14 protein-coding genes and 1 pseudogene are annotated in these 13,444 nt (G+C 62.4%); 8 read left to right on the top strand and 7 right to left on the bottom strand.

The genetic code is table 11. The features are described 5' to 3' along the window. Positions 1-78: 78 nt before the first annotated feature. Complete coding sequence (locus tag ACX4ZE_RS09780; RefSeq protein WP_480273038.1) at positions 79-780, top strand: DUF2334 domain-containing protein; 702 nt, start codon at positions 79-81, stop codon at positions 778-780. 356 nt (positions 781-1,136) lie between these two features. Here ACX4ZE_RS09780 and ACX4ZE_RS09775 read toward each other — a convergent pair whose 3' ends face one another. The 4 genes and pseudogenes from ACX4ZE_RS09775 to ACX4ZE_RS09760 all read right to left on the bottom strand — a co-directional run bounded on the left by ACX4ZE_RS09775 (position 1,137) and on the right by ACX4ZE_RS09760 (position 4,682). Next, a complete protein-coding gene (locus ACX4ZE_RS09775) occupies positions 1,137-1,541 on the bottom strand; it encodes an ISL3 family transposase (protein WP_480273037.1) in 405 nt (134 codons plus the stop codon). A 276-nt stretch (positions 1,542-1,817) separates the two neighbouring features. Next, a pseudogene (locus ACX4ZE_RS09770) lies at positions 1,818-2,483 on the bottom strand (ATP-binding protein); the annotation flags it as partial. Positions 2,484-2,712: 229 nt separating this feature from the next. After that, the gene (locus ACX4ZE_RS09765; protein ID WP_480273009.1) at positions 2,713-3,249 is read right to left on the bottom strand and encodes a GtrA family protein; all 537 of its coding nucleotides are present in this window, start codon (positions 3,247-3,249) and stop codon (positions 2,713-2,715) included. 659 nt (positions 3,250-3,908) lie between these two features. Beyond that, positions 3,909-4,682, bottom strand: a complete 774-nt coding sequence (locus ACX4ZE_RS09760; RefSeq protein ID WP_480273008.1) for a transposase family protein — start codon at positions 4,680-4,682, stop codon at positions 3,909-3,911. A gap of 483 nt (positions 4,683-5,165) precedes the next feature. Here ACX4ZE_RS09760 and ACX4ZE_RS09755 point away from each other — a divergent pair, with 483 nt between their 5' ends. The 3 genes from ACX4ZE_RS09755 (at position 5,166) to ACX4ZE_RS09745 (ending at position 7,552) form a co-directional block, all read left to right on the top strand. Next, positions 5,166-5,315: a hypothetical protein gene (locus ACX4ZE_RS09755; RefSeq protein ID WP_480273007.1), complete on the top strand. Its 150-nt coding sequence runs from the start codon at positions 5,166-5,168 to the stop codon at positions 5,313-5,315. An 84-nt stretch (positions 5,316-5,399) separates the two neighbouring features. After that, positions 5,400-7,235 (top strand): asparagine synthase-related protein, encoded by a 1,836-nt coding sequence (locus ACX4ZE_RS09750; protein ID WP_480273006.1) that lies wholly within the window; start codon positions 5,400-5,402, stop codon positions 7,233-7,235. Then, a complete protein-coding gene (locus ACX4ZE_RS09745; protein ID WP_480273005.1) occupies positions 7,232-7,552 on the top strand; it encodes a PqqD family protein in 321 nt (106 codons plus the stop codon). The genes ACX4ZE_RS09750 and ACX4ZE_RS09745 overlap by 4 nt, the downstream gene beginning before the upstream one ends. A 40-nt stretch (positions 7,553-7,592) precedes the next feature. Here the strand turns inward: ACX4ZE_RS09745 and ACX4ZE_RS09740 are convergent, their stop codons facing one another. Further along, entirely contained in the window at positions 7,593-8,792 is a 1,200-nt protein-coding gene (locus ACX4ZE_RS09740) for an IS110 family RNA-guided transposase (RefSeq protein WP_480273004.1), read from the bottom strand. A gap of 231 nt (positions 8,793-9,023) precedes the next feature. Here ACX4ZE_RS09740 and ACX4ZE_RS09735 point away from each other — a divergent pair, with 231 nt between their 5' ends. Together ACX4ZE_RS09735 and ACX4ZE_RS09730 are read left to right on the top strand one after the other, a co-directional pair. Next, positions 9,024-9,461 (top strand): lasso peptide biosynthesis B2 protein, encoded by a 438-nt coding sequence (locus ACX4ZE_RS09735; RefSeq protein ID WP_480273003.1) that lies wholly within the window; start codon positions 9,024-9,026, stop codon positions 9,459-9,461. 6 nt (positions 9,462-9,467) lie between these two features. After that, positions 9,468-9,959 carry a GtrA family protein gene (locus ACX4ZE_RS09730; RefSeq protein WP_480273002.1) on the top strand — a complete coding sequence of 164 codons (492 nt, stop codon included), beginning with the start codon at positions 9,468-9,470 and terminating at the stop codon, positions 9,957-9,959. 146 nt (positions 9,960-10,105) lie between these two features. Here the strand turns inward: ACX4ZE_RS09730 and gad are convergent, their stop codons facing one another. Together gad and ACX4ZE_RS09720 are read right to left on the bottom strand one after the other, a co-directional pair. Beyond that, positions 10,106-11,497: a glutamate decarboxylase gene (gad, locus tag ACX4ZE_RS09725; RefSeq protein WP_480273001.1), complete on the bottom strand. Its 1,392-nt coding sequence runs from the start codon at positions 11,495-11,497 to the stop codon at positions 10,106-10,108. 246 nt (positions 11,498-11,743) lie between these two features. After that, positions 11,744-12,388: an MBL fold metallo-hydrolase gene (locus ACX4ZE_RS09720; RefSeq protein ID WP_480273000.1), complete on the bottom strand. Its 645-nt coding sequence runs from the start codon at positions 12,386-12,388 to the stop codon at positions 11,744-11,746. Between the two features lie 140 nt (positions 12,389-12,528). Here ACX4ZE_RS09720 and purS point away from each other — a divergent pair, with 140 nt between their 5' ends. Both purS and purQ read left to right on the top strand, forming a co-directional pair. After that, a complete protein-coding gene (gene purS, locus ACX4ZE_RS09715; RefSeq protein WP_480272999.1) occupies positions 12,529-12,765 on the top strand; it encodes a phosphoribosylformylglycinamidine synthase subunit PurS in 237 nt (78 codons plus the stop codon). After that, a complete protein-coding gene (gene purQ, locus ACX4ZE_RS09710; protein ID WP_480272998.1) occupies positions 12,762-13,439 on the top strand; it encodes a phosphoribosylformylglycinamidine synthase subunit PurQ in 678 nt (225 codons plus the stop codon). The genes purS and purQ overlap by 4 nt, the downstream gene beginning before the upstream one ends. The last annotated feature ends 5 nt before the right edge of the window (positions 13,440-13,444 follow it).

The raw sequence follows: 13,444 nt of genomic DNA, 5'->3' as shown, positions 1-13,444 counted from the left end.
CCGGACGTGCGTGGAGTATTCGCCGCGTGGTCATGTGGGCTGCGTATCGGTGACATGCGCGACGGGCATGGTCGACGTATGAACGCTGCGCTGATCGTGTCGGTTTCCGAGATCAGAGACACCACCACAGATGCGGCATTCCAGTTCGCCGAACAGATGGACCAGCGCGGAGTGCCGCTTTCCTTGCTGGTCGCGCCGCGGATGAAGGGTAAATACCGGTTGCTCGACGATCCCGCTACGCAGGAATGGCTGCGTAGTAGGCGGGTTCGCGGCGATGCCATCGTGCTGCACGGCTACGACCAGGCGGCCACCAAACGCAGACGCGCCGAATTCGCAGCGCTGCCCAGGCACGAGGCGCGCTTACGGTTGATCGCGGCGGACCGCGTGCTCGAACAAGTCGATGTGCGCACCCGGCTGTTCGCGGCGCCGCGCTGGAATGCCTCGGCAGGCGCGCTAGAGGTACTGCCGGAACTGGGCTTCCGGCTCGCGCTCGGGCTCACTTCGATCATCGATCTGAAGCGCGATACGGTACTGAAGTCCAGGGTGTACGGCATTGGCGAGGGGTTTCGCGCGGAGCCATGGTGGTGTCGCGCGCTAGTGCTCGGTGCTGCGCGCACTGCCCGCCGCGGCGGAATGCTCCGCCTCGCCGTGTCTGCCGTACAGTTGCAGCGGCCCGGTCCGCGACAAGCCATGCTCGACGCTGTCGACCTCGCGTTATCCCATGGCGCGGTAGGCGCGAGCTATCGCTGGGAGCCTTCTCCAGGAGCTCGTGCAGCATGAATGCCGTCCGCCGCGTCCCCAACCTCTCGGGTGAGTACACTTAGACGTCTCGCCACCAACGTTCGCCACGGACTTGCGTCTGGACTCAGTCTTTCGGCCAACTCCACTTCCAGTGCCGCGAACATGCTGTTGTCGAGTTTCGGCCGCCCCGGCGACCCCGCTCTGATCATAACGAGAGCTTTCCACCGTGCCTCCATGCTCGGCGCCACCGCTGCACCGATCGGACACCGACCCCGCAACCCCCGCCCCGCACCGCTTGACGATCTGCGCATTGCTTTGTCCTTCGGCGAACATTTCAGCCGCTTGCACCCAGATGTCGCCTGCCAGCCTGAAGGGTTCTGGCGCAGATAGCGTGATCACTCCTGGGTGCGCCGGATTCCCGTAATCGAGCCGGACTCGTCGTGGCTGAGTAGTATTCGCTTTCGGAGCAGGTCCAGGTTCGATCTACCAAAGCACTGCCTTTTGAGGGCCTTGACCTTGTTTACGGTGCCCTCGGTTGGTCCATTGCTCCAGGGCAGGGTGAGCCCGGCGGTGACGGCGGCGAGGTCGTGTTCGAGGCCGGTCGCGAACGAATGCAGCGCGGGAAGGTCGTCGGCGCGGACCTGGTCTATCCATTTGGGTAGCCGGTCACCGCGCAGGTCGCGCATCATGACCGCGAACGTGCCGACGTGGCGGCGGGTGGCCGCGAGTTCCGGGCAGCGGGCCAGGATCTGGTTCAGTTGTTCGCTGTCGTCGCCTGTGAGGGTGTCGGGGTCGCGCATGTTCCAGGCCGTCACGGTGCGGATCTTCGGCACCGCGGGCGGGATCGTGACGGGGCGGACCGGCTTGCGTCCGCAGCGGCGGGTTTGCGGGTAGCGGTAGACGGTGCGCCGACTGCCGCGGTAGCCGAGCTGGTGCAGTTCGGCGGTGAGCGCGGTGACGTCAGCGATCCCGGCATTCCACCGCTCGAGCAAGTGCGGCACGAACTCATCCAGCACCGCCACGCGCGAGGCGGCGGCGATCACCTCATCCGGTGAGGCGGCAGTGGCGAAGCGGCGCATCTCGGGTGGTTCCCGGTTGCTGGTGATGACGGTGGAGGTTTTGCAGTGGCGTTCGACGATGAGTTCGTAGAAGTCGCCTGACTCGGTGGCCTCGAGCCGGTGCAGAGCCAGGTCGTCGAGGATGAGCAGCTCGACGCGGTGCAGTTTGCGCATCTCGTCGTCGTAGCTGCCGTCCAGGCGCGCGCCGCGCAGTCGTTTGAACAGTTTGTCGGCGCGCTCGGTGTGAGCGGTATGGTGTCGGCGGACTGCGATGTGTCCTAATGCGTTGGCCAGGAAGGTTTTTCCGATCCAGAACGGGCCCATCACCAGGATGTTGTAGGCGTCGGCCAGGAACCGCAGTGAGGTCAGCTCGGCCCAGAGTTCACGGTCGAAGGTGACCGCTGTCGAATCGTCCCACGCTTGCAGTTGCCTCTGCGGGTCCAGGTGGGCGGCGGTGGCGCGGCGTTGCTCGGATTGTCGGTCGCGGCGGGCGACCTCGTCGGCGAACAGCATCTCCAGGAAGTCGTGGTGCGGCAGCCGGTTCGACCGCGCCAGAGCGAGGCGCTCGGGGAGGGTGTCGAGCAGTTGGCCGAGCTTGAGCCGCCGCATCAGCGATGTCAGCTCGGGAGTGACCTCGATCGGTTTGATCGCCGGGGAGGCGGCGGGACGGCGGGTGGTGCTCATGACGGTCCCCTGACCGAGAAATCGGTGGCCGAACGGACGAACCGGGACGGTGCCGGCGGGGGTAACAGCGTCAGTTGCTGGCCGGTGGTGGCGCGGGTGAGCATGCGGTCGATGACACCGACGTCGACGACCTCGGCGTCCTGGTTTTGGGACAGTCGTGGAGGATGTCGACGAGGCGGTTGACGAGCTAGCGCAGTGCTGGCTGTCCGGGTGCATCATGACTCAACAATCACTTCACATTCCGGGTGCCTACAGCGTCCGGGAAGACAAACGCACGGGAACTCCACCAGCGAAAAACCGATGCCAAGGCTGTTCCGAGGACCTTCGCACTGATGAAATCGGCGGTGTTCTCGACTGTCTGGCTGACGTGAGGAACGCGCAGGTCCAACAGGTAGTTCGATACCCATAGCGGGATTGTTGCCACTACGATTCCAAGGCCACTGAAGAGGAAAAACAGAGCGGCCTCATGTCTGCGCTCTCGTCCTCCACGGTGCTTGAAGGCCCACTCTCGGCTGAGAACATAGTTCACGATCGTGGCAATCAGTATCGCGAGGATGTTGGCAGTCATTGGTTTCTCGGAGAGCACTGTCGTCTTCAGGACGAAGAAGATCCCCGTGTCGATCAGGAAGGTCAGCCCGCCTACCACCACGAACTTGGACATCTCGATGTGGACTAGGCGATACGTCCAGCCTGAGCCGGGCGCGTGGACGTCCTCTGCGGCAGATGTGTTCGTCACCTCGGGTTCTGCCACAATTCGATCACTCACCGTTTCGTTCCTCGATCCTATCGGCACTTTTGGCGTCAATTCGCTTACAGCTCGCTTGGCCGCGGGCGGCTTCGGCTTCTGCGCCTAAGAGCATTCGCCAGCGGCGGTGGGTCCTGTCACTGCCACAGGCACAGTACTCGTCAGCGGTTGGGCAACCACCGGCTGGAGCCTGGTAAGGGGACTACCGATTGTGAGAGTTCCAATACTCCAAAATGATTGCTGGAGGGAACGGTCGCCACCGATGTACTCCCGACATTGGCATGTTCGAGGAGCGGTTACGGGTGTCCGAACGTGCCGCGCCTGCCTGTGGCCGGGGCGATGCAACGTCGCCCGAGCCCTGTCGCTGAGGCCGAGCGAGTGCTGCTCGATCAGTGGCGGGCGATCTCGGTGCGCATCCGCGTTGGGTGATGAAGTAAGGCGCGCATGTTGCGCCGGGCTGTGAGCCTGGCGGTCAACCGCATCGGACGCGGTGGTTGTGGCGTGTTCAGCGCTTGAAACATTTTGTGTGGATGTGCAAGAAATGCCCAACCAGGTCCCTGTCGCCACCAACGGTCTATAATGACGATTCCAGAATCGTTGCAGTCGTGGAGTTCTCATTTCGGAGACCGTGTCGAGGAACTGGCAGATTCGATTTCTCCGCATCGGAGACTGAGCCTTTTTCATCGTCGGTTGGCTTCGAGTTCGCGAATTTGGAGGGCGTGAATCGCTTTGACGAGCTGTCCGGCCTTGTGCGGGCAGCAGCGTAGCTTCCGTAGCACTTTCCAGCTCTTGATCTGGGCATTGGCACGTTCACCGGGGGCACGCAGCCGTGTGTGAGCGCGGTTGGCCTGCCTCTGGGACTCGGGCTTGTCGCGTCCCCTGTAGGGGGTGAGCAGTCCCTCGACACCGTGATAACCCTTGTCTGCCAGCACGATCCATCCGCTGTGCTCGAGCTCGGCCATGATCTGCCAGATCCAGGCCGCTTTCGTGTCGTGCACGCTGCCGGGCAAGGCACCCGACACCCACACGATGTCCCCGTCACCGGTGGCGATGACCTGCACGTTCATCCCATGATGGCGGTGTTTTCCCGAGTAGTAGGGCCGGTCGGCGGCCACCCGGTCGATCGGGATCAACGTGCCGTCCAGGATCAGGTAGGCGTGCCCGTCGTCCTTCGCCTGCTTCAGCGCCGACCCCAACCGCGGCCCGCGGGCGACCAACAGTTCCACGGTCTCGCCGACGTAGCGCCATGCGGTGGTGGTCGAGATGGCGAACCCGGCACCGAGGTCGGCGTAGGTTTCGGCTTTGTGCAGGTGGGCCAGTACGAGCAGGGCTTGACGGCCCGGATCGAGTTTGCGCCAGGCCGAGCCGATCGCGCGGCGGTGTCGACGGATCGTCCCAGCGACGAAGTGGAGGGTCTGACGTGACAACGGCAGCGAGGAACGGTAGAACAGCAATGGAAGCCCCTGGGGTACAACGAGTTTTAGTCGAAAGCCGTACTACCAGGGGCTTCCTCCTGCCCAGCGCAGACACGCCATACCCAGTCCCATTGTCTACCAAAAACATCCAGTCACGATGAAAACGGCTCACTGATCCACCCGGAAAAGTGCTAGCTGTAAGGGTTTCCGGCCTGGCGTCGCCAACTAGCTGATAGGTGCACTCGGCCTCACTCGTCTGCGGCTGTAAGTCCCTCTACCTTCGCATGGATAGCATGCACCGAGATGCTTGCACGACATATTGAGATAAGTCAAATCAGTTGAGCAGCAATAAATCATAAATAAAGTTCATCACTTCTGATTTCATTCTCGACCAGCGATTTCGCGGTTATTCCGCCACATTGGTTTCGCGGGAAGCATTTTCAGCAAACATCGTTGATGTACCATCCGAATCCGGGAAAGCCACTTGGGCTTCCCCTGCGAAATATCCAAAGGAGAACAGGGTTGCACACAAAGAACGTCGAGACCGTAGCAGTAGTGGATAGCGTGAAGGAGCGGTTCCGCAAACCGGCTTTCGCATGCATGGGTTCGTTCAAGGAGCGGACGCATGCGCTCGGGGGCAACAACTGGGAGCCCACCTGGTTGTGGAACTGACCTAGTGCGTGGTGGGAGGACGTATCGGCTACGTCCCCCCGCTGTCGTCTGGATCAGCAGACCTTTCACTTATAGGGGCTTGTGATGACAACGATTACGGGAGCTGGGATAGCCGATGAGGACACGTGGTTCGTTGTCTTACCCGCAGCTGCGGACCCGTCCGCTCTCGCCTCACCGCTCGTCGCGGGGGCATCGAAGGTTGTGTACTATCCGGATGGTCAGCCCTGGATTGTGGGGTACTGGCGGGATGCGGAAATCTACCAGTGGAACTCTCCGGATGTCGGGGTGGTGCTGATTGGTAGCTTCGACTCCCGGAATGCGGTATTACCTTTACTCGCTGGCGAAGTGCGCGCTCTGTCTGACGTGGACCGCCTGTCAGCGACCATTCAGGGCTCTTATCACACGATTGCCCGCGTCCACCATCAAACACGAGTCCAGGGAGCGGTGTCTGAGGTCCGCAGGGTCTTCGCAACCTCGGAGCCGTGGGCACCGGCGCTGGTCGCGAGCCGAAGTGACGTGCTGGCCACACTCTTGGATGCCGAGTTCGATCGCCGCTGGCTCGCCGCGCGGTTGCTTTTTCCGTCGTTGGCGGGCATGAGGACCGGAACGCCTTGGAAATCGGTGCGGTCCGTTCCCGGCGATAGCTACGCGCGGATCACTTCCGCGGACCACTCCATTGACATCGTCCGCTGGTGGCGGTATCCAGAGGCAACAGTGTCGTTAGCCGATGGAGCCGAGATTTTCGGTGCGGCGTTAACCGGGGCCGTCGAAAGCCGCGTCGATATGCTCGCGGGCAACCTTATGGGGTCAGACTTCTCCGGAGGACTGGATTCGACTCCCATCTCCTTCCTCGCTGCGAACCACGGTGCGAAGCTCGTACTGCTGACTCAGGAGGGAATGGACAGCGCAAACGACGATGCTGTCTCGGCCGAGCGTGCGAGCTGCTATCTCCCCGGCTGCACGCGTGTGGTCGTCGGTGCACACCAAGCGCCTCTACCGTTCGATCGAGTCGGAATCGGATACGGCCTGGACGAACCCGACTCGACATATCGGAACCGTCAGCGCCTGGGATTCTATGCAGAACAGCTACTCTCGCAGGGGGTTCAACATCACCTGGGCGGCAGCGGTGGCGACGAAGTTGTCAAGACTCCTCCGATGTATTTGCACACGCTCTTGCGCACCAGCCCGGTGTTGGGCCTGAAACACCTGCGCGCCCTAGCCGCACGGAAACCCGCGCTCAATGTCCGCCACGGGATGGCCCTGCTTTCACGCCGTAGAAGTTACGGCGACTGGTTGACCGCGCAGATCACAGATCTTCGCAGCCCCTTGCCCGATCACCCACTCGGCGAGTGGGGACATCCTTTCCGGCTTCCGCCATGGGCTACCGATGAATGCCTCGATCTCGCAACCAGCTATCTGCTCGACCGCGCCCAGGACGCGGTCCCGTTTTCGGGCGATCGCGGTCAGCACGCGGCGGTCGAAACCATCGTTGCTGCAGGAAGGATCAGCCGCATCATGGGGCAGACTATGGCCATGTGGGGCCTGCCGATGTCCTTTCCGTTTCTCGATGATCAGGTCATCGATGCAGCGCTCAGGATCAGACCTCACCACAAGAGTAACCCGTGGTCGTTCAAGCCTCTGACGGTCCGCTCGATGTCTTCTCGGGTTCCTCCGGAGATCCTTCGCCGGAACACCAAAGCCGATGTGAATCGTGAAGTGCACACCGGGTTGCGGAAGTCGCGCCCCGAACTGACCGCATTACTCACAGACTCGCGATTGGCGAGGTTAGGCCTTATCGACGAGCAGATGGCCGTGACGGAACTGGTCGATCAGTTGGACCCCGGTGCGCACCCGGCGATGCTGAACGAGACTCTCGCAACGGAAGTGTGGTTACGCAACACACAGGAGATGAGGCAATGAGATTTCATAGGCAACGGGCAACAGGTCTGATCATTGGCACCAGCACTCGCGTACGGCTCCGCGAATACGTGGTTGCATCCAAGAGCGAGGGTAGCGGGGGCCCCCTCATATTACTCGACCAGAAAGACGGGCAGTACTGGAAGCTGAACGACACTGCCAGCGCGATTCTTCCGCCCCTCTTAGCGGGCACGTCCATCCCCGACCTCCTCGACACGCTCGCTGAAAGGTATGACGCACCGCGGGACATCCTTCACCTGAGTGTCGTCGAACTTCTCACTCAGCTACACAACTCTCGTCTGATCTCATTGAATAGGTAAGAAAGGCTTCCAATGCTGATGTCAAGCCCTGACACCGATGTCAAGGCGCAGCGGTAGCGGGCGGCGCACCTTGGTAGCTCGCTCCGTCGCGGATCATGGCCCACAAGACATTCACGCGACGGCGGGCAAGCGCCAGCAGCGCCTGCTTGTGGGGTTTCCCCTCGGCTCGTTTGCGTTGGTAATACGCCTTCGAGGCCGGGCAGGTATGCAGGCTGGACAAGGCCGACAAATACATCGCGTTGAGCAGGCCGCGGTGAAAGCGGCGGGGACGCCGAAGGTTTCCGCTGACGCGCCCGGAGTCTCGTGGAACCGGTGCCAGGCCGGCGTATCCGGCAAGCCGGTCAGCACTGCCGAAAGCGTCCATGTCACCGCCGGTAGCGGCGAGGAAGATCGCTCCCAGCTGCTTGCCCATCCCGGGCAGGCCCAGGATCACCTCGGAGTGGCGGTGCTGGCGAAACCGGGCCTCGATGAGGGAATCGATCTCGGCGATCTCCTCATCGAGGGCCATCACCCCCTTCGCCATGCGGACCACCATCGTGGCCGCCAGTTTCTCCCCAGGCAGTGCCGTGAGCTGTTCCTCGGCCGCAGCCACCACCACCGTCTCGGCGAGGTCGGCGGCACCGCGCACCTTGCGGTGACGCAGCCATGCTTCGATCCGCGTGAGGCCGCTGCGGCGGATCGCCGCGGGGGTCTGGTAGCCGGTGAGCAGCACTACCGGGCCTTTGTTGGTCAGCTCCAGCGCGCGTTCCAACGCGGGGAAGATCTCCAGCAGTTGTGCTCGGAGCCGGTTGATCTGACGAGTTCGGTCGCAGACCAGGTCGGTGCGGTGAATGGTCAAGGTCCGCAGGTCCACAGCGACTTCGTCGCCGGGCCGCAGCGGGCCCAGGTCCCGGCGCATGCGGGCCTGGTCGGCGATGACGAACGCGTCCTTCGCATCGGTCTTTCCCTCGCCCCGGTAGGTGGCCGAAGCACGATGCACGGTCAATCCGGTGATATAGACCATCGGCTGGTCATGGGCCAGGAGCAGCCCGATCAGCAGCGCGGCGCCACCGTGGTTGAGATCGACGGCCCACAGCACCTCCTCGTCGAGGGCCGCGACGTCGGCGATCAGTCTCAACAGGGCCTTCTCGTCGTTGAGAACACGGCGCGAGAGCAGCCGTTTCCCGTCGGTATCGACCACCACGCAGTGGTGATGTTCTTTGCCGATGTCTACTCCGGCCCAGATCCGGGGCACGGTCACCTCCGTCAGTTCGTCGGGTGTTGCCAGCCCAGCAGACGACCGCGCCAGCGTTGCCCTACACAGCGATCACGTCGCATATCCCAATTAGTGGTCGGGTCGTCGCGGAGCTCCGGGCGGCTAAGCCTTTCCAGCCATCGGTCGGCGGAACCATGACAGCCATACCCGGAGCTCCTGGGTTCCCCGATCTTACGAATGACCAGTTAGAACCCAAGACAAGAAAGTAGGGCAACCATGTCAGCGCCCGCAAAACTATTCGATGTCGCACCACCGTCTTGGCAAGCCCGCATCGAGGGACGCGTGGTCGTACTAATTGCCCACTTGCTCGCACACTTTTCACCACTACGCATCACACGATTGCTCACGTTGCTCAGTCGTGGTGCGCGTGCTGCGACGGTCGACGAGGCACTGGCCGCGCGGCAGGCGGTGATTAGTGTCAGCGTTCTCTGTTCCGGAGAAGGGTGCCTGCCTCGCTCGATCGCGACAGCACTACTGTGCAGGATGCACGGGTCCTGGCCCCGCTGGTGCACTGGAGTCTGCGCCGAACCCTTCCGCGCCCACGCCTGGGTGGAGGCAGAAGGCGTGGTTGTCGGCGAAACGCTGTCCAGCGAACACTACCAGGTGATGATGGCCGTACCGAGCTACGCCACTCACGTTCTGCATGGGCAGTGAAGCACTGTGCCAACCTCAGATCAAACAGAGTCGACAAGCCTGCGGCGATGGAAGAGTAGTGCTGCACGAGAGGTCGAAGTCAAAGACGGCCACCTTCGTGTACAAGCAACTCGGTTCATCGTCTCCGGTGGCCTGGCCGCTGCCGTCGATTTCGGTCTCCTCCTGGCCCTGCTGCAAATAGGGCTGCCTTTCGCTGCCGCGAAGACGGCAAGCTTCGTCGCCGGGACGTCTGTTGCCTACCTCATCAATCGTCGCTGGACATTCAAGGCCCCACCGCACCGAGCCAGGATGTTCGCGGTGGCAGCCCTGTACGCAGTGATGTTCTGTGTTCAGGTCGGAATCAGCACCTGTCTACACGCTGTGCTCCCGTCCGGCACCATCTCGATCCTCGTCGCCTTCGTGATCGCACAAGGAACTGCAACTACCACCAACTTTATCGTGCAACGCCGAGTCATTTTCAACCTGGACTCAAGGCTGTACCGGCGAGCGGTGAGATGATGACAGGTCCCTGTGATGTGTTCCACCTGATCTGGCTCCCGTTCAGGCTGCATAACCACTGTCACCTGATCGTGCAGCAGCCTTGACCAAACCAACGGGGGCAGGTCACCCGCGCACGGCGCAGCCCGGTGGCAGTGTGAGTCTATTCAGGGAGGTGCGATCTCTATTGTCGGTACAGCGGGTGTCGCGGTATGCGTGAAGCCACCCGCGTCGCTGCGGGTGAGTGAAGTCGAGAACGGTCGCCGCTGCAACTGTTCGACGCACCGAGCCAGGTCGGCGAGCAGTAGATTGGCCATGTCGATGGTGAAACCGTGGCGGATCACCGCGCGCATGACTGTCTCCTCTCTCCGGTCGGCGGGCAGCGGATACGCCGCGATCAGCCATCCTCTGGAACGAAGTCGGTCGGAGAGATCGTAGAGGTTGAATCCGGGGGCACCGGTCAGTCGCCAGCACACCGCCGCGATACCTTGCTGGGGGTCGCCGTCGTGGAGCAGATCGAAGATCCCCATGCGGCTCAGGCTTTCGGCCAGGTGCCGTGCCACGTGGTAGACAGCGGACTGGACCCTGGTGTAACCGATGCGGCCCAAGCGGATGAAGTTGTAGTACTGCGTGATCGCTTGCGCGCCGGGTCGGGAGAAGTTCAGGGTGAAGGTGGCCATGCTGCCGCCGAGGTAGTCGACATTGAAGAGGAGTTCTTCCGGTAGGTCTTCGGCTCGGCGCCAGATCGCCCAGCCGCAGCCCAGTGGCGCGAGCCCGGTTTTGTGGCCGGAGGCATTGATCGACTTGACCCTGGGCAGCCGGAAGTCCCACACCAGATCAGGCGCGGTGAATGGGGCGAGGAAGCCGCCGCTGGCGGCGTCGACGTGGATCGGGATATCCCAACCATGTGCGTGTTGCAGGGCATCGAGTGCGGCACTGATTCCAGCGACGTTCTCGAACAGTCCGGTAAAGGTCTGACCGAAGGTGGTCACGACCATAATGGTGTTCCCATCACAGTGCCTGGCGAGATCGTCGGGGTGCAGAGTGAGCCGGTCGCCACGTAAGGGAATCTGCCGGATCTCGACATCGAAGAATCGGGCGAATTTCTCCCAACAGACCTGGACCGGTCCGCAGACGAAATTGGGTGTCCCGGTGCCGCCGCGCTTGCGCCAGCGGCATTTGGCGGCGAGTCCGCCGAGCATGGCCGCTTCGCTGGAACCGATGGTCGACGTGCCGCGGGTGGTGGTCGGGTCCGGTGCGTGCCACAGGTCGGCGACCATGCGGACGCTCCGCTGCTCCAGCTCGGCAGTTTGTGGATACTCGTCTTTGTCGATGATGTTCTTGTCCATGCATTCGACCATCAACCTGCGGGCTTGGTCGTCTACCCAGGTGGTGCAGAAGGTAGCCAGATTCATTCTGGTGACACCGTCGAGCATCAGTTCGTCGTGCACGAGTTCGTAAGCGACTTGGGGAAACATCCCGTGTACCGGAAAACCGTTCTGTGGCGCGGATCGGCCGAGCCCGGGCCGGACGAACAAATCATCGGCTTCTTCGGACATGGATACAGCCTCCCGGTTCGGCTCGTATGCGGTGCACTGGTATGGGTGCGGCTGTTCCGCGTGGGTAGATGGGCAGATGACGGTTGTCCGGCTGCCATGCGTATGAGTACCCGATATGCGTCACTGCTGTCTAGCTCAGCTTGGCATACCTTCAGTAATTGCGGATAGACTTCGAATACCTCGGGTCGCTGATTGCGCACCGTATCCGAAGCGCCCAGTCGATTCAGGCGCTTTGTGTGACAGCTCTTACAGGGCGGTGGCCTCTTCTGGCGTAAGTACTAGGAATTCGGTTCCAGCAGGAGCCATTTCGGCTAAACGGCCTAAATAGATGCCCTGTGCTTCTGGCGTGACGATGCCGAAATGAATAGGCAGCGCGACTCGAGGGCCGACCGCGCGGAGATAATCGACGGCCTCGCTGATCCGCATCCACGGCGCCACGGCGGGTGTGGCCAGCACACCGACAGGGACCGGTGGCACCCACAGCGAGTCGCCTGGATGTACTAGCTGGGCCGGGTCGTCCGGAGTGCCCAGCTGGAAAACTGTGTTGTCGATTACGGGGATCTCGGGGTGGATGACGGCATGCCTACCTCCACCGCCGGTGATCTGCAGATCACCGAGTGTCAGCACGTTGCCTGCGCGGATCGGCTCCCACGATGCGCCACGTTGCTGGGCTGTCTGCGGATCCGACAGCAACCGTGCGCCTGGGTTGGCTGCGATGAGCGCGTCGATGCGGTCCGGATCGATGTGGTCGGGATGTTGATGCGTGACCGCGATCACGTCCAAGCCGGTGAGGCCCTCGAAGCCATGAGAGAAGGTACCCGGATCGAACAAGATCTTCGTGTCGTGTAGCTCGACGAGGAGGCAGGAATGACCGAAGTGGGCTATGCGCATCTGAACATACTACCGACGCGGTGTGCTCGCTCCGGCCTCGTTCGCCGGTGCCGCCAGGCCTTGGCCTACCCCGCGGATGTCGCTCCCGACCAGCACAACTACGCTGCTGAGGTACCCCCCAACCACATGAGGAGCAACGCGTGGCACGAGTCGTGGTCGAGGTGATGCCGAAGGCCGAGATCCTGGATCCGCAGGGGCAGGCCGTTGTCGGCGCACTTCCGCGCCTGGGATTCGAAGGCATCTCGGATGTTCGGCAAGGCAAGCGATTCGAACTCGATGTCGACGACAGTGTCGATGACGCGACGCTCGAACAGATCGCCGAATCGCTGCTGTGCAACACGGTGATCGAGGAGTGGAAGGTGGTTCGCCTCTCATGACCGGGAGGATCGGGGTCATTACGTTTCCGGGCACGCTCGACGACGTCGACGCCGCACGGGCGGTGCGTTTGGCCGGCGCCGAGGCGGTCGATCTGTGGCATGCCGACGCCGACCTGAAGGGCGTCGACGCGGTGATCGTCCCTGGCGGCTTCTCCTATGGAGACTACTTGCGGGCGGGCGCCATCGCTCGATTCGCCCCGGTGATGGCCGAGGTGATTCGCGCGGCAGGCTCCGGACTGCCGGTACTCGGTATCTGCAACGGTTTCCAGGTGTTGTGCGAGGCCGGGTTGCTGCCCGGCGCGTTGACCCGCAACGAAGGCCTGCACTTCATCTGCCGGGACGAGTGGTTGACCGTGGAATCGGTATCCACGGTGTGGACCTCCCGGTTCGAGCCGGGTGCACAGATTCTCGTCCCACTCAAGTCCGGTGAGGGCCGGTACCAGGCCTCGGATGCCGTACTCGAAGAGCTGGAAGGCGAGGGTCGGGTGGTGTTCCGTTATTCGGGCGGCAATCCGAACGGCTCGCAACGCGACATCGCTGGTATCGCTTCGGCGAACGGCCGGATTGTCGGCTTGATGCCGCACCCCGAGCATGCGACCGAGCCTCTGACCGGTCCCAGCGACGACGGGCTCGGGTTGTTCCTCTCGGTACTCGACACCTTGGTTTCCTCCTGAGACCT

It is taken from the genome of Nocardia sp. TBRC8007 (assembly GCF_056629435.1).
Note: the sequence above shows the minus strand (reverse complement) of the source record. Positions and strands in the feature narration are given on the sequence as shown.